19 protein-coding genes are annotated in these 24,102 nt (G+C 55.1%); 12 read left to right on the top strand and 7 right to left on the bottom strand.

The window, feature by feature from the left end; genetic code table 11:
• Nucleotides 1–11 precede the first annotated feature (11 nt).
• The 4 genes from dld to SIB58_RS13640 all read right to left on the bottom strand — a co-directional run bounded on the left by dld (nucleotide 12) and on the right by SIB58_RS13640 (nucleotide 6,409).
• Complete coding sequence (dld, locus tag SIB58_RS13655; RefSeq protein WP_066904935.1) at nucleotides 12–1,718, bottom strand: D-lactate dehydrogenase; 1,707 nt, start codon at nucleotides 1,716–1,718, stop codon at nucleotides 12–14.
• 208 nt (nucleotides 1,719–1,926) lie between these two features.
• Complete coding sequence (locus SIB58_RS13650; RefSeq protein ID WP_082823401.1) at nucleotides 1,927–3,783, bottom strand: hypothetical protein; 1,857 nt, start codon at nucleotides 3,781–3,783, stop codon at nucleotides 1,927–1,929.
• 135 nt (nucleotides 3,784–3,918) lie between these two features.
• Nucleotides 3,919–4,950 (bottom strand): hypothetical protein, encoded by a 1,032-nt coding sequence (locus SIB58_RS13645; protein ID WP_066904933.1) that lies wholly within the window; start codon nucleotides 4,948–4,950, stop codon nucleotides 3,919–3,921.
• Between the two features lie 34 nt (nucleotides 4,951–4,984).
• On the bottom strand, nucleotides 4,985–6,409 hold the full coding sequence (locus SIB58_RS13640; RefSeq protein WP_066905093.1) for an NADP-dependent isocitrate dehydrogenase: 1,425 nt from the start codon (nucleotides 6,407–6,409) through the stop codon (nucleotides 4,985–4,987).
• Nucleotides 6,410–6,499: 90 nt separating this feature from the next.
• Between SIB58_RS13640 and SIB58_RS13635 the strand changes: the two genes are divergently transcribed.
• Nucleotides 6,500–7,438 carry a glycosyltransferase family 2 protein gene (locus SIB58_RS13635; RefSeq protein WP_066904931.1) on the top strand — a complete coding sequence of 313 codons (939 nt, stop codon included), beginning with the start codon at nucleotides 6,500–6,502 and terminating at the stop codon, nucleotides 7,436–7,438.
• Here the strand turns inward: SIB58_RS13635 and SIB58_RS13630 are convergent.
• Complete coding sequence (locus SIB58_RS13630; RefSeq protein ID WP_066904929.1) at nucleotides 7,426–8,700, bottom strand: ChbG/HpnK family deacetylase; 1,275 nt, start codon at nucleotides 8,698–8,700, stop codon at nucleotides 7,426–7,428. The genes SIB58_RS13635 and SIB58_RS13630 overlap by 13 nt on opposite strands.
• A gap of 71 nt (nucleotides 8,701–8,771) precedes the next feature.
• Here SIB58_RS13630 and SIB58_RS13625 point away from each other — a divergent pair, with 71 nt between their 5' ends.
• The 9 genes from SIB58_RS13625 (at nucleotide 8,772) to SIB58_RS13585 (ending at nucleotide 19,702) form a co-directional block, all read left to right on the top strand.
• Complete coding sequence (locus SIB58_RS13625; protein WP_066905091.1) at nucleotides 8,772–9,227, top strand: hypothetical protein; 456 nt, start codon at nucleotides 8,772–8,774, stop codon at nucleotides 9,225–9,227.
• A 73-nt stretch (nucleotides 9,228–9,300) separates the two neighbouring features.
• The gene (locus SIB58_RS13620; protein WP_066904927.1) at nucleotides 9,301–10,014 is read left to right on the top strand and encodes a heme oxygenase (biliverdin-producing); all 714 of its coding nucleotides are present in this window, start codon (nucleotides 9,301–9,303) and stop codon (nucleotides 10,012–10,014) included.
• Nucleotides 10,014–11,102: a glycosyltransferase gene (locus SIB58_RS13615; RefSeq protein WP_066904925.1), complete on the top strand. Its 1,089-nt coding sequence runs from the start codon at nucleotides 10,014–10,016 to the stop codon at nucleotides 11,100–11,102. Before SIB58_RS13620 ends, SIB58_RS13615 begins: the two co-directional genes overlap by 1 nt.
• A gap of 93 nt (nucleotides 11,103–11,195) precedes the next feature.
• Nucleotides 11,196–13,013: an ABC transporter ATP-binding protein gene (locus SIB58_RS13610; protein ID WP_066904923.1), complete on the top strand. Its 1,818-nt coding sequence runs from the start codon at nucleotides 11,196–11,198 to the stop codon at nucleotides 13,011–13,013.
• Nucleotides 13,014–13,020: 7 nt separating this feature from the next.
• Nucleotides 13,021–15,231 (top strand): glycosyltransferase, encoded by a 2,211-nt coding sequence (locus tag SIB58_RS13605; RefSeq protein ID WP_067326866.1) that lies wholly within the window; start codon nucleotides 13,021–13,023, stop codon nucleotides 15,229–15,231.
• Nucleotides 15,231–16,379: a glycosyltransferase gene (locus tag SIB58_RS13600; RefSeq protein ID WP_066904921.1), complete on the top strand. Its 1,149-nt coding sequence runs from the start codon at nucleotides 15,231–15,233 to the stop codon at nucleotides 16,377–16,379. Before SIB58_RS13605 ends, SIB58_RS13600 begins: the two co-directional genes overlap by 1 nt.
• Complete coding sequence (locus tag SIB58_RS13595) at nucleotides 16,372–17,679, top strand: glycosyltransferase (RefSeq protein WP_067326840.1); 1,308 nt, start codon at nucleotides 16,372–16,374, stop codon at nucleotides 17,677–17,679. Before SIB58_RS13600 ends, SIB58_RS13595 begins: the two co-directional genes overlap by 8 nt.
• The gene (locus SIB58_RS13590) at nucleotides 17,676–18,848 is read left to right on the top strand and encodes a glycosyltransferase (protein ID WP_066904917.1); all 1,173 of its coding nucleotides are present in this window, start codon (nucleotides 17,676–17,678) and stop codon (nucleotides 18,846–18,848) included. Before SIB58_RS13595 ends, SIB58_RS13590 begins: the two co-directional genes overlap by 4 nt.
• A complete protein-coding gene (locus SIB58_RS13585) occupies nucleotides 18,845–19,702 on the top strand; it encodes a sulfotransferase family protein (protein ID WP_066904914.1) in 858 nt (285 codons plus the stop codon). The genes SIB58_RS13590 and SIB58_RS13585 overlap by 4 nt, the downstream gene beginning before the upstream one ends.
• A gap of 94 nt (nucleotides 19,703–19,796) precedes the next feature.
• On the opposite strand, the gene SIB58_RS13580 is transcribed toward SIB58_RS13585, so the two are convergent.
• On the bottom strand, nucleotides 19,797–21,617 hold the full coding sequence (locus tag SIB58_RS13580; RefSeq protein WP_067326838.1) for a hypothetical protein: 1,821 nt from the start codon (nucleotides 21,615–21,617) through the stop codon (nucleotides 19,797–19,799).
• A gap of 2 nt (nucleotides 21,618–21,619) precedes the next feature.
• A complete protein-coding gene (kdsA, locus tag SIB58_RS13575; protein ID WP_067326836.1) occupies nucleotides 21,620–22,471 on the bottom strand; it encodes a 3-deoxy-8-phosphooctulonate synthase in 852 nt (283 codons plus the stop codon).
• A gap of 76 nt (nucleotides 22,472–22,547) precedes the next feature.
• Here kdsA and SIB58_RS13570 point away from each other — a divergent pair, with 76 nt between their 5' ends.
• Both SIB58_RS13570 and SIB58_RS13565 read left to right on the top strand, forming a co-directional pair.
• The gene (locus tag SIB58_RS13570) at nucleotides 22,548–23,264 is read left to right on the top strand and encodes a glycosyltransferase (RefSeq protein WP_066905087.1); all 717 of its coding nucleotides are present in this window, start codon (nucleotides 22,548–22,550) and stop codon (nucleotides 23,262–23,264) included.
• Nucleotides 23,265–23,279: 15 nt separating this feature from the next.
• Nucleotides 23,280–24,098, top strand: a complete 819-nt coding sequence (locus SIB58_RS13565) for a 3-deoxy-manno-octulosonate cytidylyltransferase family protein (protein WP_066905085.1) — start codon at nucleotides 23,280–23,282, stop codon at nucleotides 24,096–24,098.
• Nucleotides 24,099–24,102 lie beyond the last annotated feature (4 nt).

Below are 24,102 nucleotides of genomic sequence, written 5' to 3'. Positions count from 1 at the left end.
TTCGTTATTAGTTATTGATAATTCTTCAGTTTTGACGTCTTCCCGATTCCAGGGTTGAAGCTGTTGGTTGGATCAATCTTTTTGTAGAAGTTTGATAGATCAGTTTCAGCTTTGTATAAATGGCCAACGTTGTGTTCGGCAGGGTACTTGGCGCCGGATTGATCGAGCAGATCGAGAATCTTCCGCTTCAATTGATCAGCATCCACTCCTTTTTTAACGACAAAGTCCCAGTGGAAGACCATGCAAAGGAAGTGTGCCATCTGAAAAGATTCGGCCATCTGAGCAAGAATTTCTTCGGGGAGAATTTTGTGCCACGTTTCGCAGTTGCGGGGCAGTGCAATATCCAGTGGGAGCAATTCTCCAGAGTCATTTTGGTTTAAAATCTGATACCGCGCTGGTGCATTTCCTGCAACATAGCGATGGAGTAATGCAGCTTTTCCTTCGGATTCGCTACATTCAAAATAAGCATGATCGCCATCGCTTTCCCAGTTTTTTTCTAATAACGCCCGTGTTTCTTGGATTGATTGATCGCTCGCCAGAATGATCATGTGGTGTTCATATTGATCGCGAAAAGCTCTCATCCTGGCTGGTAGATGGTCTGGAACCATCTGAGAGATGCACTGCAGAGTTCGGTCGGAAAAGTGATCCTGAAAAAGTGGTGTCGGCCACTGCGAGACGATTCGATCAACATTCCGCTTGATGCCAAAAAGTTTGGGGATGAAGCCCGTGCCGAAATATTTGATGGCTAGATAAGCGTCTTTACAGTAAATATCTGCACCGTCAAAATAACTGCGATGCATATATTCGCCCATGTCAGGCAGGTGTTGAAATCCTGTGAGAATCTGCTTGCGCAGTTCCGTGAGCTGTTCCGGTTTGTTGGTGCCTAGATAGAAAACTTTTTCTGTTTTTGGTTTTGGAAACGTGTCAAGTCTGACAGCAAAAACTGCCAGCTTGCCTGCGCATCCACTGGCTTCACGCAAGCGTCGTTGATCGGCATTGAATCGAGCAGGAATTGGTGATGTGACATCCCTGACCCGCTTCTGATAATCATGGTCTGATGCTAATCGCTCACAAGGCGCTAAATGATCAGTCTTGAAATCAGACTTCTGAAGTGTGGTTAATATTTCTTCCGGACATGAGCCAAGTTCAATCCCGAGATGATTGACCAGCTCAAGCTGCCCGGTTTGATTGAGTTGGGCAAAAAGTGAATACTCCGTGTATGCAGGACCGCGATTGACCAAATTACCGCCAGAGTTGTTGCAAATGCCCCCAACAACGGACGCACCAATGCACGATGAGCCGATCACGGAGTGAGGGCCTCGTCCAAGTGGTGATAACTTTTCCTCCAGCTGATATAAACTTGATCCGGCGAAAGCAATCACTTGATTGCCGCCATTGAGTAAAATTAATTGATCTAAATTGAGAGTATTAATGATGACGACATCCCTGTCGTAGTTGTTTCCATCAGGTGTGGAACCTCCTGTCAGCCCAGTATTGGCTGCTTGGAGAATGATGATTTTGTCGAGCTTGACGCATAATCCAAGCGTTTTCCAAAGCTGCAACAGAGTCTTCGGCATGACCACTGCACAGGCCATGCCCTGACCGACGCGTATGCCGGTTGTGTAGGGCTTGGTCTGCTCACTGCTGGTTAAGACCTGCTGCTGCCCAACCAGGGCCACCAAGCCGTTCTCCAGTTCCTGCAATCGGTCCTGTCTCATCGTGATGCGGCTTCTGTCCGCAACTTGAGCCTATGAAGAATCTATTGGATCAGCGTCAGTGTGTTCTGCACTGCTGCTCGACCGGGGTCTTCAGGTCTCATCAGACGTACAGGTTTTTTTGGGGTGAATCAGTTTTGCTCAGGACAGACCCCTGTAGGGGCTGCAGCGTGCCCTTCGTTCTGATTTGTTGGAGCTTTGCCTGTAATGCTCAATGTTTTGGATTTGTTGTTTTCACTTTGAGGATCATGCCTGTTTGCTCGCTCGAATTGTGTCGGTAAATTATGGTCGTTTCGACATGCTCAAGGATTGGAGAAATCAAGCTGATGTTTTTGTCGAGATTGGCAATGATATCGCCCTTTTGTGGGGTGTAACTGTCTTTTTCACTGCCGCCATCTTTGATCACGAATGAACCAGTGTTGTGTTCGTATTCAATCAATGTGCGATAAGGGATTCTGTAAAGGTGTCTTCTCGCTGAGAGTCTTGATTTTCTGCTGATAATAATGTTGACCGGCTTGCCGTTTTTACGCCCTTGCTTGGCTAAGTCGTAAAGGGTATTGTAAGTCATTTGGATGGAGTCTTGCTCTTTTTTCATTTCTATGATTGTGTTTGTAAATGTTTGTTCTGATGCCAGATGTTCGATTGAGATGAACATTGCTGCAGCTGCAATACTTCCACTGATGAGCCGTTTGTTTTCGTTAACTCGATGGATTTTGGAGTCAAAGAGTGTCATCCAGGCCCAGCCAATGTTAATCGCGGTAATCAGGGTGACTGGCAGCGTGAGGTAGCTTGCCGAGTTGAATTCGTAGAGGCTGGTGAGAGCAATTGTGTAGCCAATGGCGGCGATATTGATGGCATCCAGGAGATTGAATTGAAGATGCTTTGAAATGATGGCGACTGCTCTTATCGTGATCATGAGCATCAGGATATAAAATCTCAAATCAGGAGCGAATCCCTCAAGTGTGTCGTTGTTGTAGGCTCCCTCTCCTGCATAAAGGCTGGGTATGAGAGACAAGAAGGTATAGCTTGTCAGAAATGCGATGCTCAGTAAGCAGATCCAGATCTCTAAATCACAGTTTTCTCTGAATTCTTTCCATCGGGCTTGGTTGCTGATCTGATGTTGATGCCAGAGTCGGATGGATGAAATCGTGAGTGTTGCTAGTGCGGGCGTCGCGAAAAGAATAATTGCAGTATCTTTCGTGAAAATTCCAAGAACTGCCCATAGTAAAGCGAAATAAAAATCTTTCTTCTGTTTGCTATGCTGGTAATTGATATATGAGTTGATATACAGGATAAATGTCATGCATAGAATGCGCTCCGAATAAATCACTTGAAAGAACGTTGTTCCGGTGGAGGGGTGGAACAGCAAGAGTGAGGCAAGCAGTATTAACGTTGATTCTTTTGCTCTTTTGCGACTGCATAGTTTGTTGAGAAATTTGAGGCTTAAAAGTGTGATGGCAATCAGTTCACCAGCATTGAACAGCATCCATGTTTTGATGTTGATGCTGAACCAGCTCAGAATGTGGATGTCCTGATGGGCTAAGGGGAAAAAACGAAAATCTGTTCGACGCATTGTCTCTTTGACAAAGCTTTCTTTGATTGAAAAATTATCCAGATAGTGACCATTAATGAGATCTGGATACCATCCGATCAGGTCTGCATACAGATAGGTGGTACCCGCCACCATCGCAATGCTGTAGGCAATAAACAGAACGGTGACGAATGGGTTATTTCTGGTAAATAGGATGATGCTTTGATGGAAGGGTTTGTTCCGTACCTCTGTCGTCGAATCATCGTCTTGCTTGCTGTCGACTCTGATGATATTGAGTAGCAAGCAGCCTGCTGTTGCGATCAGTGCGAGCAGCCATAGTTGATGTGAAATTCTCAGATATTGTTTGAGGACAGATTCACCTGCTGCTGAGTCAGCTGCGGGAAGCATGCCTGGGTCGCTGTTGATCCACAGGCTGATCGCCATCCCCATGATGAGTGCGATCAACAGCCCGATCCCCAGGTGTATCTGCCTGTGTTGATTGACGGGAGCAGTGGTTTTGGAGTCGCTTTGACTCATCTGGTCACCATGGTTTGATGCGTTGAGGAGAATTTATTGACTGGTTCGATTCACCTTGTATGGGATGGCTGATGGTCTTGAAGTCTTGATTGGCTAAGCGCCTCTTGATTCTTTCATTGTGGATCAGATTTTCCGTTACCCAATCGAATGGTCTGCTTTCGCTTCTCTGGGTGTGCTTGGGGTGAGGAACGCGCAGGAAATCAGCAGGAATGCCGCCAGCCAAATGTAGTACTGCGCGAAGATCACAGCATTGAATTGCAGAAAGATCAATAATGTAATCGTGCTGGCAAACCAGAAGTTGATCTTTTCCTTGGCCTGCGCGACCCAGTTCATGATGATCAAGCCAATCATGATCAGTCTTGTCCCATCGACTCCAGTCAGAATCATTCTGGTGCCTGTGGCTTTGCCGTGATCTCCGAAGTCACGTGTGGTTGAAAACAGAACGTTGAGCAGGAATCCTGAGGGCTGATCCAGCAGTAAAGGCAACGAAATGATCAGTGGTATGGCGAGTGCCACTGCGCTGTAGACCAGGATCCATTTTTTGTTCGCAGAGCTCTTGGCTGATGAAGTGCTAGCGGTTAGCCCCAGGAGAAAGCTAGGTAAAAGAATGATGCCGACATGCTTAATGCAAAGCGATAAACCGAACATCAGTGCCGATAAATTCGGTCTGCGATTGAGCTGTTGGCCAGCAAGCAAGATCGGAAGAATTGCCGCAAATTCCAGGTGCTGAACATTGATGATATAAGCGCTCCAGCGTCCCAACAGAAGGATGCTGCAGGCAATGATCCCGGAAATTGGTTTGCGTTGTTGATTGTAGATGCTGAAGGTTAAAATGCCAATTCCCAGGTGGCAGATAACATTGAATGGCCTCCATATGCTGATGAATTCAATGAAGCTTTTGATGCCAAGGTGATTCAGAATGGCAGCAAAGTAGTAGCTAAGGGGTAAATAGGCTGGGTATTTGTTATTGTCACGCAGTGACTTTCCAATAATTCTCGCGTAGGGGTTGATTCCATCGGCAATTTTTTTGCCTTCTTCCCAGACGTAAAAAATGTCTTTACTTGCCAAGCGTTCCGCTCCTCTCAAACCCCAGAGGTGATGGATGAGGATGGTCGCGACGATCAGGGCAATTCCCAGCAGAAAAAGAACCGTTCCCTGAGACTTCATTGCAGCTTGGCACCGTTCGTGGTGATGCTCATGCCTAAAAATGTTTAATGACCGCTTCGGCGAAGCCGCTGCAGCTCACAGGTTCCACTCGAGGTTCCATCAGACGGGCCAGGTCGTAGGTGACTTGTTGATCGGCGATGGCTGCACTCAGCCCCTTGGTGATCAGATCAGCGGCTTCCTGCCATCCAAGAAATTCCAGCATCATGACCCCACTCAGAATCACCGAGCCCGGATTGATTCGGTCCAGCCCCGCATGCTTGGGCGCTGTTCCGTGGGTTGCCTCAAAAATCGCAGCCGTTTCACCGATGTTGGCTCCCGGGGCCATTCCGAGTCCGCCCACCATCGCTGCGGCTGCGTCCGAGATGTAGTCGCCATTGAGATTCAGTGTGGCGAGGATGGAATATTCCTGAGGCCGGGTCTGAATCTGCTGAAAGATGCTGTCGGCGATCCGGTCATCCACCATCACCATGGAGCGCCATTGACCTTTGCCATGGCTGCTGCCGATGGAGTCGATCACGGCTTGCACTTCTGCATCGATGTCGGCCTTTTTTTCAGGAGTGAGGCCGTCGTAGCCGGGTTCGATCATGCGGGCATTGGCCTGCACGCTCATCGCCGGATCCTTGCCCAGGTTGCCGAGGATCCAGCTTTCCCGTTCCGTGATGCAGACGTCTCGAAATTCAGTGGTGGCCAGTTCATAGCCCCAGTCGCGGAAGGCGCCTTCCGTGAACTTCATGATGTTTCCCTTGTGCACCAGGGTTACGTGGCGTTTGTCGCCCTCAAGGCGCAGGGCGTGCTGGATCGCCTTGCGGATGTGACGCTGGCTGCCGTGTTTGCTCACCGGTTTGATGCCGATGCCTGAGCCTTCCGGAATCTGGCGTTGGCCCAACTTGCCGTTGGCGGGGATCACCACCTCGTTGAGGTGTTTGCGCAGCTCCTGGCCCACAGCATCGTCAGCTTCCCACTCCACTCCCATGTAGATGTCTTCGGTGTTTTCCCGGTAGACGATCACGTCCAAGTCCTGTGGACGTTTGTGGGGACTCGGAGTGCCTGCGTAGTAGCGGCATGGGCGAACACAGGAGTAAAGATCAAAGATCTGACGCAGAGCGACATTCAGCGAGCGGATGCCTCCACCAACAGGTGTGGTGAGGGGGCCTTTGATGGCAACGCCATAGGTGCGGATGGCTTCGAGGGTGTCCTCGGGCAGGTATTGGTAGGTGCCGTAAAGATCGCAGGCTTCATCACCGGCGTAGACCTTGAACCATTCGATTTTTCTGGCGCCTGCGTAGGCCTTGGCCACGGCTGCATCCAGCACTTTCTGCGTCGCCGGCCAGATGTCGACACCTGTTCCATCTCCACGGATGAAGGGAATGATCGGGTTGTCGGCCACCACGGGCTGTCCATTCTCGAAGCGAATCGGCGTTCCCTCTGTGGGGGCAGTGAGCTTCTCGAACTGAGCCATGGCTGGGTTGCCGCAGGGCGACATCACGTTGCCGCGAGCCTATGACTCGAAGGGTGATCCCTAAAGTCTTTTTGATCCGACCTCCATCCCATGCCGAAGTCAGAGGGTGTCTGGGTCGTGGCGGCCTGTTTCAACGAACAGGATGTGATCACGCGCTTTATCGAGCGTATTCTGGCGGTGCCCGGCGTCGACAAGCTGGTGCTGATCGACGATGGATCGTCGGATGCAACCGTTGAGCGCATCCGGGCCTGGATGCAGGGTCATGCCGGCTCAGCGGTGACGTTGCTGGAACTCACGCGCAACTTCGGCAAGGAGGCGGCGATGCTTGCGGGCCTGGATCATGTCAACGGTCGTTGCGGCGCAGCCGTGCTCATTGACTCCGATCTTCAGCACCCTCCAGAGCTGATTGAAGCGATGGTGAGCGAATGGCATGCGGGAGCTGAGGTGGTCACGGCAGTTCGTGATGACCAGGACCAGGAATCGCGCCTGAAGGTGGCCAGCGCTCACTGGTTTTATCGGGTGTTTAACAAGGTGGTGGATTCGATTGAGCTTCAGGAGGGAGCTGGTGATTACCGCCTGCTGGATGCCGCTGTTCTCGATGCGGTGACCCAGTTGCGAGAGTCCAGTCGTTTCTCCAAAGGGCTCCTTCCTTGGACCGGCTACACGAGTGTGGAGCTGCCTTATCAGCGGGTCAGCCGGGTTGGAGGGCAGACCTCATGGAGTCCTCTCAAGCTGTTTGGTTATGCGTTCGATGGCATCTTTTCGTTCTCTGTGCTGCCACTCAAGATGTGGACAGGGATCGGCGTTTTGGTGTCGTCGCTCAGTTTGTTCTATGCCTTGGTGATCATCCTGCGCACAGCCCTTTTTGGCGTCGATGTCGAGGGTTATGCCTCCTTGATGGTGGCCGTGCTGTTCATCGGTGGGATTCAGTTGATCGGTATCGGTGTTCTCGGGGAATACGTCGGTCGCATTTATGTGGAAGCCAAGTCACGCCCTCATTACTTCATTCGTCGGGTTCACAAGTCATGAAGAGCACGCCATTCGCGTTGTCGCCATGTTGAGGCAGCGAATGCCTGGGAGACGGAGAAGCCTGCTTTCACGAGATCGATGTCGAGAGGGGCGCCGGGGTGGGCCAGGAGCAATGGCGGGGTGGCTCCTTGTTGTGGTTCCCCGCTGCTGAGTTCTCTCCAGGCCGCTCGGATTGGAGCGTCTGCCATCTGGCCAGTGAAGAGCACGCCCGCGAAGCTCTGGTTGCTGGCCAGGCCGCAGCGTCGCAGCGCTGGACGAGCTCTGTAGCTGAGCAATCGCAGGACCAGCCACTTCAGTAGGCCTAACTGACGGATGGCTGTTCCCCAGCAGCGCAAGGGCAATCCAGCGGGGAGTGGTTCCTCCGTCAGGCGCATCCAGGTGATGCCGTTGTCAGCAGCTCTGGAGAGCGCGGCCTTCAGCACAATCGGCACCAAGTGAATGTGCTGATGGCCATCCAGATGAATGGGTGCGTCGCCGCAGAAGTTGCGGAATTTTTGAATCTGGGCGTCGATTTCCAGTCCAAGTTGCTGTTCGATCCGGAGGCGGGAGGGATGGCGGCGCGGCAGCAGCGACAGCAACAACCACTGTCCGAATGATCGCTTCAGGTGACCGTGTGAATCCACAAGGTCAGTGACCAAAGCTGGCTCAGCGCTTGATGGCCCCTCGGTCAGGCAGAGGTGAAGACAGATCTGCAGCTGTGAACGAGAGTGTGCCAGCGTTTGCCAAGCGTGAAAGCCCTCGGCAGCGACCGGGCCATTCACCAGCAGACTGCTGCTATCCAGTCGTCCCTCACCGGCCAGCTCGAGAATGGCCTGGTTGGTGGCCGGGCTCAGGCCGAGATCATCGGCATGACGCAGGGGAGTGATGAGGTGATCCCGCCGACGCTGGCTGAATCGCGCGGCCTTGGACCAGATCAGTGCATTCAGTGCCGTGGGGGTGAAGACCAGAATGGCAACCCGCACCAGCTCTCCCAGAGCCTTTGGCAGAGCGAGAGGCAAAACGCCGCTCACCGTGAGGTTGATCACGTACTGAACGAGCAGCCAGCGTCGCGCAAAGCGTTGCCCGCCGGTTTCCGGGCGGAAGGTGAACCGTGCATGCCCCAGATAGCCGGCCAGCGATGCGGCCAGAAAGGCCAGGGGATTCGCCAGCCAGAGGGGCATGACCAGGCCCAGTGCCAACAGCACCAGGGCGTGTACGGCTGCGGCGACCACTCCCACCAGTCCGTAAAGGCTGAGTCGGGAGCTGAGAGAGCTCGGAATCATGGTCGCAACCGTAACGGTCACTGGCGCTTTGGGTCAGCAGCCTTCAACCTGTGGACATCGACGATGAACTGGTGAACGCAGGCGAAGCGATTGACAGCGTGCAGCTCGCTCAGGCTCTGGCCTCGGCTGTGACCCTGGTGAGGGATCGCTTCCCGGCCGCGAGCGTCAATCTCAATCCCTGGCGGGACGATCCCCAGACGCGCCGCTGGCAGGAAGATCAAACCCTTGATCTGGCCTTTCATTTCCCCGGTTGGAGCCCCCGTCTTGAGTGCCGAAGCCTGCTGCTGCAGTTACGGCTTCAGGAGAAGTCTGATGTGGGTGAATCTCCGGCCACCCCAGATCTGCTGGGGGTCTTGATGCGCGGCATGACCTACGAGGGTGAACGCTGGCGTCTGGTGACGATGGGCGATTGGCAGCCAGAGGGTTCGCACTTACCGCAGCCCGAGCAGGTTCAGCAGCTGCGTGGAATCTGTCGGGAATTGTTTGATTTGTTCGCTAATCCGGCAGCGACGGGCACAGCTGCGTAACCCTTCGCAACCCTTCCGACTCGCAAGCGAAGATCGATTTTATGGTTGCTTTCATCGATCAAGTGTTCAACCCATGTCCGTAGCTCTGGCTGCTCAGCTCCGTGAAGGCACCAAGAAGGCTCACACGATGGCCGAGAACACCGGTTTCGTTAGCTGCTTCCTCAAGGGCGTTGTCGATAAATCCAGCTATCGCAAGCTTGTTGCTGATCTGTACTTCGTTTACTCCGCCATGGAGGAAGAGGTGGATCAACTCAAGGACCACCCCGTGGTCGGACCGGTCGGTATGGAACAGCTGAACCGACGTGAGTCCCTCGAGAAGGATCTTGCTTACTACTTCGGTGAGAACTGGAAGGATGAGATCCAGCCTTCACCGTCTGCTGTGGCTTACGTCGAGCGGATTCATCAAGTGGCGAAGGAATCTCCCGAGCTGCTTGTTGGCCATCACTACACCCGCTACATGGGTGACCTCTCCGGTGGTCAGATCCTGAAGAACATCGCTCAGAAAGCGATGAACATGGATGGAGATGATGGTCTGCGTTTCTACGTTTTCGACGAAATCGCTGACGAGAAGGCGTTCAAGACGACCTATCGCGCCACCATGGATGAGCTGCCGATCGATCAGGACACTGCTGACCGCATCGTGGAAGAGGCGAATAACGCTTTCCACATGAACATGCACATGTTCAAAGAGCTCGAAGGAAACCTGGTGGCAGCCATCGGCAAGGTGCTGTTTGGCTTCCTGACACGTCGTCAGCGCAGCGGCAGTACTGAAACCGCCGCTGCTTGATGTCTTCGACTGAGCCTTCGCCTGGGGGGTTCAACTCCATTCGGGTTCTGGTGCCTGGCACCGGAACTCGTTTTCGTTGTGGCGGATTGAGTGTGGCCCTGCAGACGGCTCGTCTGCTTGCAACCCTCCGCCCTACAGAGGTGGTCACCTACCGGGAACGCAGTGATCGCCATCCCTATCTGGACGACTTGCTGCAGGCGGAAGGGTCTCCCGGCCAGTCTCTCTGGGTTGTGAGCTGGGGCTTTGATGTGCCTCGTTCACTGGTTCGTCTGCGAGGACGACCCGTCGTCTACCAGGCGCACAGCAGTGGATACGGTTTCGATTTGCCTCCGGGGGTGCCCGTGGTGGCGGTCAGTCGCAACACGCTTGGCTACTGGGGCGACCGTGCCCCACGCAACCCGCTGTTCTGGGTGCCCAACGCACTGGAGCCTCAATGGTTGGAACGGGGTGCCCGCCCATTGCCCTCCGACCAGGATGCAGTCACCGATCGGCCGATTGATGTGCTGGTGCAGCGGCGCAAGAGTAGTCCATATGTGCTGAAACAGTTGGTTCCAGCGCTGATCGCCAAGGGCCTGAAGGTGGAGGTGCAGAGCGGCTGGGTGGATGATTTGGTTGATCTGTTCAATCGCTCCAAGGTCTATCTCTATGACTCGGCGGAGTACTGGCGAGGCCATGGTGTGAGTGAGGGCTTCGGGTTGCCTCCCCTGGAGGCTCTGGCCTGCGGTTGCGTGGTGTTCGGCAGTTTCAATCATGCTCTTGCCGACACACTCACGCCTGGTGTGACCGCCCATCAGATCGGTCAGGGCACTCTGGAGAATGATCTGGTGCGGATCTCCGCGGCCGTTGCCAGCCCCAAACAGTGGCTCCCGCCTGCTTCGACGGTTGAGGAGCTTCTGGCGGAATCCAGTGAGGCCAGGTGGTGCGAGCGCTGGAGAGTGGTTCTGTCGCAGCTGGATGATCTGGTTGCACACGGCGCCATCGGTTTGTCGTCGGCGCATGTGTTGCGATCGCCGTCGACCCGGCGGCTGCGCTGGACTCTGCGCTGGCATCGCTTGCGCGACAAGGTGGCCAATCGGTTGTCCGGCTGACCTTGGCGTCAAGGCTGACTGATGGCTGCGAATTAAGGTTTCAAGTACGTGGATAGCGCCTTGAACGCTCAAGGTTGAAAGCTGAGGGCTTCAATGCCGTTTCAAAGCCAGACCTTGATCAACCTGCGCAAGCTGCTGGCTTATCTGCCTCGCCGGCGGAACCAGCAGTTGATTGTGGTGATGGTGGCCGCCTTTTTTCAGGGGGTGATGGATGTTTTTCTGGTTGCTCTGCTAGCCCGCCTTGTTGGATTGCTTGCCGGTAACAACCTGCAGGACAAGATTCCTGGCATCAAGGTTTTTGGTGGCGCCTTGCTGGACCAGGCGGGCTGGATCGTTGGATTGTTGATTCTGACCTTCTGGCTTGCATCCGGTGTGCGCTTCGGGGTCTCACTGATGCAGAGCCTGCTCAGCGCAGAAATCTGGAATGACCTCGTGAACCGTGTCTACCTCACGCTGATGCGTCAGGAGTACGAGTTTTTTGTAGGGGGGAAATCCAAAGGGATTGCTCTTCAGTTCAATCGTATTTTCAACAATGTCTCCACTGGAGTGATCGCTCCCTTGATCACCAGTGCTGGAAATCTTGTTTCAATTCTGTCGCTGATCACGGGAATTGTTCTCGTTTTGGGGGTTAAGGCATTCATCATTTTTTCATTGATGGTGTTTTCTTATGTGGTTGCGTCAAGGCTGATTACCCCCTATTTGCGTTTGGCGACGAAGCAAAAAATACGTTATCGCAAGCGAATATCGATGATTTTAAGTGAATCAATTGGCTCCATGCGCGAGGTTCAGCTTTATGGGGCTGAAGGGTTTTTTGCTTCGAGGTTCGCCAGAGATGGTGGTATTGCAAAGCGTTATGACCGCATCAGTCGTCTCTTGCCGGATATTCCACGCTTGGTGATTGAGCCTGCGGGGATCACAATCTTATTTGCTGTCTTTATCAGCCCCTCGTTGTTGACCGGAGATCTGAATTCCTTCCAGGACACGTTGCCGGAAATCTCGGCAATTTTGATTGCGCTGTTGAGGATTTCGGGGCCTTTGCAGTCTCTGTTTCGCAGCGTCAATAAGCTGCGTGGTGGTCTTCCCCAGATGGAGGAGGCTCTTGATCTGCTGGAACTGAATCCTGACCGTTTGCTGCTGGATTCTGCTGATGTTCCTTCCCCCAGTGGCTTGATGCCCCAAAGGTTTATCCAGCTCAAAAAAGTTAGTTTTTCCTTCAAACAAACCGAAACCGATGTTATTCATGATGTTGATCTAACGATTCCGAGTGGTTCAAGAATCGCCTTCGTCGGTAAAACCGGCAGCGGAAAAACCACGCTGGCTCATTTGATCCTTGGTTTGTACAACCCCACTAAAGGAACCTTGTGTATTGATGGCATTCCTGTCACGGCTCAGGAGCTGCCGGCATGGCAAGCCAATTGTTCGTTTGTGCCACAGAATGTGAGGCTAACCAGTGGTAGTGTTCGAGACAATGTTGCCTTCGGCCAGCACTCGGACTCCATCGACGACGCCCGCGTCTGGACCTCTCTGGAAGCCGCCCAGTTCGATGATGTGGTCGGCGGAATGCCCTACGGGCTCTACACGATGGTGGGAGATGATGGAGCCAAGCTCTCCGGCGGACAGCGTCAACGATTGGCACTCGCTCGCGCCTTCTATCGCGAGGCCAAAGTGCTCGTGCTTGACGAAGCAACCAGTGCCCTTGATAACAAAACTGAGCATGACGTCATGCAGGCGCTCGATATCGTCGGCCGTCGCTGCACGACGATTGTGATCGCCCATCGTCTGTCCACGGTGAAAAAATGCGATCGCATTTACGAAATCGTCGATGGCCGGATTGTGGCCAGTGGAAGCTTTGACGAGCTTTGTGAACGATCCGAGAGTTTCCGTGAAATGACTCTGTTCGGTGCCACCTGAATCAGGCATGGCTGATTTCGTCGTTCTGTCGACCGCCGACTGGGATCATCCACTCTGGACGAACAAACAGCATGTCGCGACCGCCCTCGCAGATCTCGGTCATCGGGTGCTTTATGTCGATTCACTCGGCGTGCGTGGACCACGCGTTGATCGTTCCGATTCGGGAAGGATTTTCAGGCGCTTGAGGCGTGGGCTGCGTTGTCCCAGACAGGTGCGTCCTGGGGTCTGGGTGGTCTCGCCGCTGGTTCTGCCAGGACAAGTCCGCGGCCTGGCGGGTTTGTTGAATCGCTGGAGCCTCAATTTCAGCCTGTTTGTGGCTGATCTGGTTCTCGATCTTCGTCGTCCGTTGTTGTGGACCTTCAATCCCCAGACCCGGGCTTATCTGCGTCTGAGCAGGTTTCAGGCTGTGATCTACCTGTGTGTTGACCGGATTCAGGCCCAGCCGGGCATGCCGGTTGAAGTGCTGGAGGCGGCCGAGCGCAACCTTTGCGCTGCCGCCAACGCGTTGTTCACAACGTCCCCCCAGCTGCACGCTGCTCTAGGTCCTCTCAATGCTGGCAGCCATCGTTTCGGCAATGTGGCTGATGCCAACCACTTTGGCCAGGCACTTGCCGGTGATCTGTCACGACCGTCTGACTGGCCTCAAAGCACTGGTCCGGTTCTGATCTTCATCGGCGCCATCGATGCCTACAAGTTGGACCTGAGGATGTTGGAGCTGCTGATGGAGCGCACTCCGCAGTGGACCTATCTCTTCATCGGGCCCGTGGGTGAAACAGACCCCAGCACGGATGTCAGTGGTTGGCGTCGCCTGGCCAATGTGCATCTCCTCGGCACGAGGGACTACAGCACCCTGCCGGCCTACCTAGCCCATGCCGATGTGGCATTGCTGCCGTTGCAACTCAACGACTACACCCGGCATATGTACCCGATGAAATTTTTCGAGTACCTGGCTGCCGGATGTCCTGTCGTGGCGACGGCCATCCCTGCCCTTGCGGATCAGGCTGATGTGGCCATGCTCTGCCCGCCGGATGCTCCTGCATTTGAAGCCGCGATCCATCGTGCCCTTGCGCAACAGGGTCCGGCTCTGGGTCAGCGTCTGGAACGATCGCGACTCAACACCTACTTCACGCGGACCAGGGCCATGCTCGATTGCCTGGATCACCACGGCCTGATGCCTGATGAACCACTGGCGCCGCAGGCACCCTCATACCACGCGGTGCGCAGTCAATGGAGTCGATCTCGGCTTTCGGCGCAGCTCTTGCTGGCAGGGCTCACGCTGCTTGACCGCTGTGGACAGCAGGCCTTGTCCGAGCGAGTGCTGAAGGGCTGGCTGAACAAAAATCCAACCAACATCACCCTGTTGAGTGATCTCGCCAGTCGACGCCTGGCGGTGGCTGACAACGTTGAAGGTTGTCGTCTGATCGAACGGATCTGGCAGCAAGACGGCGTTGCGGAAATTCTTCATCAGCTGCTGTTTCGACGCAGTGCCCGCCCTGGCAGTCGCATTGATCAACTGGCCCTCTTTGATGTGTTGGCCTCCAGCACTGCGCTACCCCTTCATTACTCGGGCTACTGCAGAGTCGTCAGAACCTATAGGGCGATTGATGCCAAGGATGGCGAGGCCTTGCGTCGGGGTGTTGCGGGGCTGGAGATGATCCTTGCTGTTCTGGAGGGGGATCCCGACACCTATCGCTGTTTGAAGCCCAATCGTGAGAACCGGGCCAAATTGCTGATCTCGGCACAACTCACCCGACTTCGGGCCCTGATGGCCCTGAAGGACACCCCAGCCCTCGAGCAAGCCTCCTGCGAACTGCTGGCGAGTGCTCGTCGCTATGACCCTTTCGCCATCGATCTCACCACGGCAACGCGCATGACCCGCAACATCATGCGCAGCCTCACGATTGCTGCTGTGATGGCCTGGCATGCCGAAGATGCTGATCGCTTTGATGCCGTTGTCGTTGAGATGGAGCGTTTACGCCAGGCCTGCCATGCCGATCGTTTCGACCTGATCGCCAACGAGACCCATGAAGACCACCGTGGTTTTGCTGAAGCGGTGGTCACCATGCTGCAGCAATGCCGCTGGTCGCCGGAGCAACCGCAGGCCCGTCCAGATTTGGAGCGGTTGGTGGATCCTGTGCTGCTCGTCTATTTCCCCGACCTTCGCCGCCAGCGTGCCGAGAAAGCGCGGCGTTTTCTGCAGTCGCTCAAGCCACTGTGATGGCAGGGATCCGAGTTGCGTTCACGATTGATTCTCTCAAGCTCGGTGGCGCCGAACGGGTGTTGCTGCAGTGGGCACGTTGGTGCAGGGACGAGGGCTGGCAGGTGGTGGTGATCACGCGCCAGGGTCCGGAGCTGGATGCCTATCCCGTGCCGTTGGGGGTGCAGCGTTGGGTGGAGCCACCGTTGGCGCCGTTGCTGCGTTGGCTTGGCTGGTTTGCCTTTCCTTTTCGTGTGCTGGCCTTGCGTCAGCTGCTGCGTCGCCACGGCAGCGATCTTGCCGTGGGGGTGACCACCCTGCCGGCGGTCAAGCTGCTGCTGGCCAGTGCCGGCCTGCCCTTGAGAACCTTGATCTCAGAACGCAACTACCCCCCCGCCAAACCTCCTGCTCTGCCGTGGCGCTGGTTGCGTCGTTGCACCTACCCCTGGGCTGATCTGCACTGGGTGCAGACCCGGGTCACCGGCGATTGGCTTCGTCAGCACTGTGGAGTGCGCAGGCAACAGCTGGTCCCCAATGCCGTGAGCTGGCCACTGCCTGATCGTGATCCTTTGCTTGAGCCCGATGACTGGCTGGCGCCTGGCGCGCCGTTGATCCTTGCGGCCGGCACCAAAGCGCGTCAGAAGGGTTTTGATCGTCTGATGCCTGTTTTCTCAACGCTCGCCCGCCGAGATTCAAGTCTGCATCTGGCGCTGCTTGGTCTCGCTCCCGGGCTGTACCAAGGCCTTGATCAGCAGCAATGGTTGCGCCAGAGGCTCGGAAACAATTCAGCTCTGCAGCAGCGTTTGCTGATGCCAGGGGTCAGCGGCAGCATGGCGCGCTGGTATGCCCGGGCGACGGTGTTTGTTTTGCCATCGCGTTTTGAAGGTTTCCCGAATGTGCTGCTGGAGGCCATGGCTGCCGGTTGTGCCTGTATTGCCAGTGACTGTCTGACGGGTCCTGCTGATCTGATCCGCCATGGAGAGAACGGGCTGCTGCTGCCGGCGGACGCCACTTTTGACGACTGGGTCGAGGCAATCTCTGGCCTGTTGGAGGATCCGGGTCGTCGCCTGTGGATGGGCGAGAGGGCCCTGCTGGTGCGGGAGCAATACGCCGAGCAGCGTCTGCGGCGTGATTGTCTAGAGGCCATGCGGCGGTTATGCCATGGATGATCTCTGGGTGGTGCTGCCTCATCTCGGCGCAGGCGGAGCCCAGAAAGTCGGCTTGCTGGCGGCTGAGCACTTTGCTGCTCAGGGTTACAAGGTGCGGGTGCTTTCGCTGCGCCATGGTCATCCGATCAAACACCGTCTGCCGGAGAACATCACGACATTTGACCTTGGCCCAGACAACGATCTCAATGTGCATCCCTGGTTGAGGGACGTCTGGAATCGATCGTTGCTGGCGCGCACTCGTCGGTTCTGCGTGGCGCAGTGCATCAAGCTGCGGCGCCTGGTGATTCGGGTGACCATGGCGCTGGTGCTGCGCTCCATGCAATGGACCTGGCCCCTGATCGAGGCCAAGATTCAGCCTGGTTCCGATGCCATTCCCATTCGCTTGCTCAACTGGTGCATGCGCGGGAGTGGAGGGGTGATCTATCGCCGCCTGCGCGAGCTGATGTTGGAGCATCGCCCCCGCCGCGTCCTGGCGCTTCTCACCAAGACCAACATTCTTTGCTGCGCTGCGGTCTGGGATCTGCCGATTCATCTGGTGGTTTCGGAACGCAATGACCCCCGACTGCAGCGTCTGGATCGACTCTGGAATCGCCTGCGCTGCGTGTATTACCGCCGTGCCGACGTGGTGACGGCCAACACCGAAGGTGTTCTGCAGGCTCTGCAGGAGATGGGGCACTGGCAACGGTTGGACTTGCTGCCCAATCCACTCCCCGCGGGTCTCAGTCTGCGAGAAGGGGATGGATGCTCCTCTCAGCGGCAGCAGGAAGTGCTGGCTGTGGCGCGGTTGGTGCCGCAAAAAGGACTCGATGTCCTGATTCGCGCATTCGCCCTGCTTCCGGGATCCGTCCGGCAGGGCTGGCGATTGACGCTTGTGGGGGATGGGCCGGAGCGTGATGCCTTGGAAGACTTGGTGGATCAGCAAGACTTGCGCTCGAAGGTCTGCTTCGAGGGCTTCCAATCCGATCCGCTTCAATTCATGCAGCGGGCCTCGATCTTCGCGTTGCCATCACGGTTTGAAGGAATGCCCAATGCCTTGCTGGAGGCGATGGCTGCGGGTCTGCCTTCAGTGGTGAGTGACGCTTCACCCGGTCCGCTGGAGATGGTTCGTGACGGCAGGGAGGGTCTTGTGGTGGGAACGGGCGACGATGTTGCTTTTGGGGCTGCGCTGGAACGTCTGATGCAGGATGCCCATCTACGCCAGCGCTGTGGCGACTCGGCTAGGGAGACGCTGCGCTCTCTTGACTGGGCTGTGGTCGAGCCCCACTGGCGTTCGGTGCTGGCTTTGCCCGCACAGCCATGATCAGGGCCGCTCAGCGCCGTCAGGGGGAGAGGGAACGGGTGTTGGTGCTGGCACCCACGGCACGGGCCTCCAGCGAAACCTTTGTGCGCGCCAATCTTCAGGGCCTGCCGTTTGCGGTGACGGCCTACTTCGGCGATGAGCGACCCCTCAAAGCACCCTGGCGACTGGCCTATGGCATGGCGATTGGGCTGAGCAAGCTGTTCACCCGCCTGCATTGGCTGCGTTTAGCTGGCTGGCCTGCGGCACTAGTGGCGCGCGCTTTGATCAGGCGTCATCAACCGGATGTGGTGATGGTGGAGTTCGGCTTTGAGGCGGTGCGGGTGATGGAGGCGTGTGCCTGGAGTGGTGTGCCGTTGGTGGTGCATTTCCGTGGTTCCGATGCCTCGGCCCAGGGTCGCTTGGGTCTTCTGCGCGAGCGATACAGGCGACTGCTGGCCATCGCTTCGGGTGTGATTGTTAAATCCAGGCCGATGGCTGACACCCTGCTGAGCCTGGGTGCACGATCCGATCGACTGTTGATCAGTCCTTCCGGAGCCAACAGTGATCTTTTTCATAGCAGCGACCCTGCGCGGACACCGCCGCGGTTGTTGGCGGTCGGTCGCTTTGTTGCCAAAAAAGGTCCTCTGCACACGATTCGATCCTTTGCCCTGATGTGCCAAAGCCTTGGGCGAGTGATGCCTCAGCCGTCTCTCTGGATGGTTGGCGAGGGGCCTCTGTTGATGCAGGCCCGTTTGCTGGTGGGTGATTTGGGGCTGCAGGATTGTGTGCGCTTCTTCGGAGCGCGCCCTCAGGATCAGGTGGCTGATCTGATGCGACAAGTGCGGGGTTTTGTTCAGCATTCGCTGGTGGCCCCCGATGGCGACAGTGAAGGCAATCCCGTTGCTGTGATGGAGGCACAGCTCAGTGGACTGCCCGTGGTGGCCACCCGCCACGCCGGGATTCCTGAAGTGGTGTTGGACGGACAGAGCGGTCTGCTTGTGGAGGAAGGTGATGAGACCGCGATGGCCCAGGCGATGGCCCAGTTGGTGCAGGATCCAGCTCTCGCAGCACGTCTGGGAGACTGCGGGCGCCAGCGTGTTCAGGAGCACTTCACCATCGAGCACCACCTTCAGCAGGTTTCGCAGCTGTTGCATCAGGTCATGCAATACCGGTCGGAGCCGCTGTCATGACAGGTGATGTGCTTCAAAGGCGCAGGTTGCTGTTGATCCGCGGTCTTGGCCACAGCGGTACAACGATCCTGGATCTTTCTCTGGGAGCGCATCCTCAGCTGGTGGGCCTCGGGGAAGCTGCGCGAATCCTGGAGCGGCCTGCGCCAGGGGATGAGAGTCGTGGTCCTGCTCAGCTCCGCCGTGAACTGCGTTTCAAGCGCAGCTGCACCTGTGGTGCGCTTGCTGCGGAGTGTGCTGTGTGGGGCCCGATACTGGACTGGCTGCCTGCCCATGACGAACGCTCACTTGCAGAAAAAACGATGCGCCTGCTGGATGGTGTGAAGACGCATCATCCTGAGGCTCGCTGGGTGGTCGACTCCTACCAGGACGACATGGTTCTTCCTTTTTTGGAGGATCCTGATCTGGAGATTCGTATCGTTCATCTCACCAGGGATCTTCGCAGCTGGGTTCATTCCCGCTCCCGTGATGGTCGTCGTCGCCAGCAGTGGTTGCCTGGTCTGAAGCCGCTGCTGCGTTGGTGTCGCGTCAATGCGCGGCAGGCCTCGAGACTCGACTTCACAGGGCGGCCTGTGTACCGGCTTGGCTACGAGCAGCTAGCTCTCGATCCGGAAGGAAGCCTGAGGCGGCTGTGTCGGTGGCTGGACATTGACTTTGATGCTCGGATGCTGGCGCCAGCACAGCATTCCAACAGTCACATTCTTTCTGGAAATCGGATGCGCTTTGATGCCAAGCAGAGTGCATCGATCCGTTACGACAGTTCCTGGTTGAATCAGCCGGCAGGTCTGGCGCAGCTGGCGTTGCTGATTCCCTGGGTGGCGCGCTTGAACGGGAGACTTGTCTACTCAGACGATTGAGAATCCTCAGGATGAGCGTGCAAAGTCATTGGTTTATTGATCGATGATTGGATCTTAAATAGATTGGTGGTTGATTGATTGGGACCACCTTGTTTTAGAGATGGCGAAAGATTCTTCCGTATTGACGATTTGGTCTTTCTTCGTAAAGAAGCTCATATTGGCTGAGATCAATGCCGTATCGCGTTAGCTTTTTGCCCGTATCAATGTCAATCAGGTAATCACCTTTTTTGGGGGAATAAAGCATTCCTTTGCCTGCACCCTCTTTGACTTTGTACTCTCTCGTGTCAATATCGTAATAGACAAGTCGGTCGTAGGGAAGCGATTTCATTTGATCGGAATGTTGAAACCAGCCTTTGGAGTAAATGAGTGTAATGGACTCGCCTCTTCTTCTTGCTTTGATGGCGAGTTTCTCGGTTTTGTTAAATGTTTTGCGCCATGATCTTTGCTTTCTGGTGATAAATTCAGTGCTTTGGCGAAATGTTTCGGATTGACGATCTTCGAATGTCAGGATTAGCATTGTGGCGCCAAGAGCAATGGCCTGTGCTTGGCGGGAGTTAACCATCTTGTGGAGTCGAGGAGCGGCCAGACTTTCCCAGATCATCAGGATGTCCAGAACGGCGACGAACTGGATCGGCAGTGTCATGTAATTGCTCCCATCGAGGCCAACTAATCCGAAAAGTGCAAATCCATAGATCAGTGCTGCAAGGTTGAGACCATCCAAGGCCGTCACTTCAACCCGATTGCGTTGGATGAGCCAGAGGCGAGTGGCGAGAAAGGCGATGAAAATAATGAGGCGTGTATCGAGTGCAAGAGATGAGAAGCCCAAATGTGAGTCGTAGCGCTGAACTCCCACGGCAATGCTTGGAAGGGCGCTCAAAATCACAAAAGTTGCAAGGAAGAAGGGGATTAGGCTGCAGATCGCGATTTCCAGCGAATACGCTTTTGCCCACATCGATGGGCTCAGTGAGTTCCAGCGAGGATAATTCTTGAGTTTTCCAAAGCTCCCCAGGGCGATTGTTGTGATTGCTGGAATGGTGACCAGGATAATCGCTGTGTCTTTAAAGAAGGGAATGAAAAGTGCAAACAGAAGAGCAGCTCTTCCATTCTTGGAGCTGCCTTCTCGTTGATAGGTGCAGTATTGATAGGTAAATAATGCAAGTAGGCAAGTCAGTATCCTTTCGCTGTAAATGAATTGGAAATAATTGAATGCGGTTGCACTTGTGAATAGGAACAAGAGCGTTCCCATGATCATTAATGAAGCGCTGGATTTGCCTTTGTTTGACGCCTCCACAATTTTGCAGCCAAGCACAATGGTCGCGATGAGCTCAACTCCGCTGACAAGTGACCAGATTTTTGTGTAGGGAGTGAGCCAGCTTAAAACATGAAGATCTTGGTGTGATAAGGGGAAGAAGCGAAAGTCGTTTCTTCTCATTGTTTCACTGATAAAGCTTTCTCTTAGGCGGAAGTTATTGAGTAAATGGTCTGTGTAGATATCGTCATACCAGGTGAGGATTTCCTTGTAAAACCAGCTGCTCTCCTGCACCATTAAAACAATATAGACCGTGAGTATGATGGTTACTGCCGGATGACGCTTCACTGCGCTAACCAAACTAAAAGACCAGTTTCTGTGGTTTTTTGTTTTGTTCTTTCTGTCAGGACTGCGTGCTATTGCTTGCAATAGGACCGCAGCTAAAAACACTAAAATAAAGATGAATATTGCGTGAGAAGTATTGTTGTAATCTCTGGCGCTGTTGGCGAAATAAGTGGTGATTGCCTGGTGAAGCTGACTTGTTGCATTTTGGCTTGAGCGAAGCCAAAGCGATAAGCCTGTGCCGATCATCAAGGCAATACAAGAGAGCCCCGTTAGCCAGAAGCTCCAGCATTGTTCAAACACAACAGGTTGTTTTGTTTGCATTGTTAGTGAATGACTAGCTCGGGCATGGCCTTGACAACGTCATCAATTGTTTTCACTTGAGTCAGAAAGCCCTCGAGTTGTGAGAGTGGTAATGCGCTGGGGCCATCACAGCGAGCCTGATCTGGCTCAGGATGAGATTCCAGGAAAAGCCCTGCGAGTCCAATCGCCATACCAGCCCTGGCGAGATCGACGATCTGGCTGCGACGGCCGCCGGAAGCTGCACCACCAGGATCGCGGCACTGCAAGGCGTGGGTGACATCGAAAATTAGAGGAAGTTCATCGCAGCAGCGCTTCATGACCCCGAACCCGAGCATGTCCACCACAAGGTTGTCGTAACCGAAGTTGCTTCCCCGCTCGCAGATCAGCAGTTGTTCGTTGCCGCACTCACGGAATTTCTCCACAAGATTGCCCATTTGGGACGGACTTAGAAACTGTGGTTTTTTGATGTTGATCACGACGCCAGTGCGGGCCATGGCTTCCACCAGATCCGTTTGACGGGCGAGAAAGGCCGGCAGCTGGATGATGTCGCACACCTCAGCTGCAGGTGCGGCTTGTTCAGGACTGTGTACGTCGCTGATCACGGGTATTCCGTGGGTTTCCTTCACCGAGTTGAGGATCTTCAGTCCTTCTGCTAGTCCAGGCCCGCGAAAGGAGTGGATCGAAGAGCGATTGGCCTTATCGAAGGAGGCCTTGAACACCAGCGGGATGTTGAGCTTTTGGCAGATCTCTTTGTATTGACCTGCCACTTCCAGTGCAAAGTCTTTTGACTCCAAAACGTTGACGCCGCCAATGAGCACAAACGGAGCGTCGTTGGCGAAGGTGATCGATTGGAGGGCGACCTGCCGTGTGGCCATGGTGACTCTGCTGAGGGCGGAAGCTTAGATCTCACTCTTCGGTTGGCCGTAACCTTCGGTCCAGTGTGTGCAACCTGTGGTGACGGTGAGACCGATTCCGATTTTCATCGGTTACGACCCAAGAGAGCGGGCTGCCACAAACGTCCTGATTGACAGCCTCTACCAATCCAGCTCAGCACCTTTGGCGATTACTCCTCTGGTGACTCCACAGTTGGAGGCTCAGGGGCTGTTTTGGCGGGAACGTGACCCAAAACAAAGCACTGCTTTCTCATTCACGCGGTTTTTGGTGCCGCACCTCATGGGATATCAGGGCTGGGCCTTGTTCATGGACTGCGACATGCTCTGTCGAGGAGATATCAAGGCTCTCTGGGATCAACGTGACGATGGCTATGCCGCAATGTGCGTTCAGCACGAGCATGTCCCTGGTGAAACGGTGAAATTCCTTGGTGAGGTTCAGAGCGCTTATCCCAAAAAGAACTGGAGCTCGTTGATGCTGCTCAACTGCAGTCGTTGCACACAACTCACTGTGGATTACGTCAACACTGCCACCGGTCTGGAGTTGCATCGCTTCCATTGGCTTCAAGGCGATCATGAGATCGGCGCTCTTGATTCGGGCTGGAATCATCTTGTTGATGTGCAGGAGGCTCCAGCTGCTGCTGTGGATGATGGTGGACCACGCCTGCTGCACTGGACGCTCGGTGGGCCTTGGTTCCGAGAGCAGCGCTCCATGGGCGGTGCTCTGGCTGCTGAGTGGTTTGGCGCTCGTGATGACGCCATGAAACTCTGGGACTAGTCGGTCATGGAGTCTTTGGGCATTCAACGGTCGGTGGTTGCGGTTCCGGCCCGGCTCTCGTCGTCGCGCTTACCTGCCAAGGTGCTGGCTGAGATCGGTGGTCTACCGATGATTCAGCGGGTCTTGGAACGGTGTGCTCAGGCGAATGGGCCTGCTGCAGTTGTGCTCTGCACTGACAGCACTCGTTTGCATGATCTCGCCACAGGCTGGGGTTATTCCGTGTTGATGACGTCGAAGAACTGCAGTTCCGGCAGTGAGCGCATTGCTTCTGTTGCTGATCAGCTTGCGGGGTTGGCCTGGGGCGAAGAGTCTGAACATTGGGATGCACCCCTACTGCATCAACGACTTCAGAGCACTGCTGTGATCAATGTGCAGGGGGATCAGCCTTTCCTTGATTCGGCTGTTGTGTCGCAGATGGTTCATGAGTTTGCAGAGCGTGATCCTGTGCCGGCGGTTGTGACTCCCGTGTATCGGCTCAACCCCGACACCATCCATAACCCAGCTGTAGTGAAGACTTTGCTCGCTCATGATGGACGGGCTCTCTACTTTTCTCGTTCCGCAGTACCTCATGTGCGGGATGTTGATCCCGCCGATTGGTATCAGCACACGGATTACTGGGGGCATGTCGGGATGTATGGCTTTCGCGGTGATGTTCTTGCTGCTTGGGGGCAACTGCCGGTCTCACCGCTTGAGGACTTGGAACGTTTGGAGCAGTTGCGTTTGATCGAAGCGGGCCACACGATTTCCACTTTTTCTGTCGCGGGAACATCTTTGTCGGTGGATACACCCGAACAGTTGGAAGAGGCCCGCCGCCTTGCGGTCGTTTCCGACTAACTCC

It is taken from the genome of Synechococcus sp. MIT S9504 (assembly GCF_047497135.1).
Classification (GTDB): Bacteria; Cyanobacteriota; Cyanobacteriia; order PCC-6307; family Cyanobiaceae; genus Synechococcus_C.
This window is presented reverse-complemented; position numbering and strand designations above follow the sequence as displayed.

Bases quoted from the DNA above. Each gene is read 5' to 3' on its own strand.
- SIB58_RS13605 (WP_067326866.1), top strand. From the start codon at position 13,021: ATGGCTGATTTCGTCGTTCTGTCGACCGCCGACTGGGATCATCCACTC.
- SIB58_RS13630 (WP_066904929.1), bottom strand. From the start codon at position 8,700: ATGATTCCGAGCTCTCTCAGCTCCCGACTCAGCCTTTACGGACTGGTG.
- SIB58_RS13640 (WP_066905093.1), bottom strand. From the start codon at position 6,409: ATGGCTCAGTTCGAGAAGCTCACTGCCCCCACAGAGGGAACGCCGATT.
- SIB58_RS13615 (WP_066904925.1), top strand. From the start codon at position 10,014: ATGTCTTCGACTGAGCCTTCGCCTGGGGGGTTCAACTCCATTCGGGTT.
- SIB58_RS13600 (WP_066904921.1), top strand. From the start codon at position 15,231: ATGGCAGGGATCCGAGTTGCGTTCACGATTGATTCTCTCAAGCTCGGT.
- SIB58_RS13580 (WP_067326838.1), bottom strand. From the start codon at position 21,617: ATGCAAACAAAACAACCTGTTGTGTTTGAACAATGCTGGAGCTTCTGG.
- SIB58_RS13610 (WP_066904923.1), top strand. From the start codon at position 11,196: ATGCCGTTTCAAAGCCAGACCTTGATCAACCTGCGCAAGCTGCTGGCT.
- SIB58_RS13645 (WP_066904933.1), bottom strand. From the start codon at position 4,950: ATGAAGTCTCAGGGAACGGTTCTTTTTCTGCTGGGAATTGCCCTGATC.
- SIB58_RS13650 (WP_082823401.1), bottom strand. From the start codon at position 3,783: ATGAGTCAAAGCGACTCCAAAACCACTGCTCCCGTCAATCAACACAGG.
- SIB58_RS13620 (WP_066904927.1), top strand. From the start codon at position 9,301: ATGTCCGTAGCTCTGGCTGCTCAGCTCCGTGAAGGCACCAAGAAGGCT.
- SIB58_RS13595 (WP_067326840.1), top strand. From the start codon at position 16,372: ATGGATGATCTCTGGGTGGTGCTGCCTCATCTCGGCGCAGGCGGAGCC.
- SIB58_RS13590 (WP_066904917.1), top strand. From the start codon at position 17,676: ATGATCAGGGCCGCTCAGCGCCGTCAGGGGGAGAGGGAACGGGTGTTG.
- SIB58_RS13585 (WP_066904914.1), top strand. From the start codon at position 18,845: ATGACAGGTGATGTGCTTCAAAGGCGCAGGTTGCTGTTGATCCGCGGT.
- kdsA (WP_067326836.1), bottom strand. From the start codon at position 22,471: ATGGCCACACGGCAGGTCGCCCTCCAATCGATCACCTTCGCCAACGAC.
- dld (WP_066904935.1), bottom strand. From the start codon at position 1,718: ATGAGACAGGACCGATTGCAGGAACTGGAGAACGGCTTGGTGGCCCTG.
- SIB58_RS13635 (WP_066904931.1), top strand. From the start codon at position 6,500: ATGCCGAAGTCAGAGGGTGTCTGGGTCGTGGCGGCCTGTTTCAACGAA.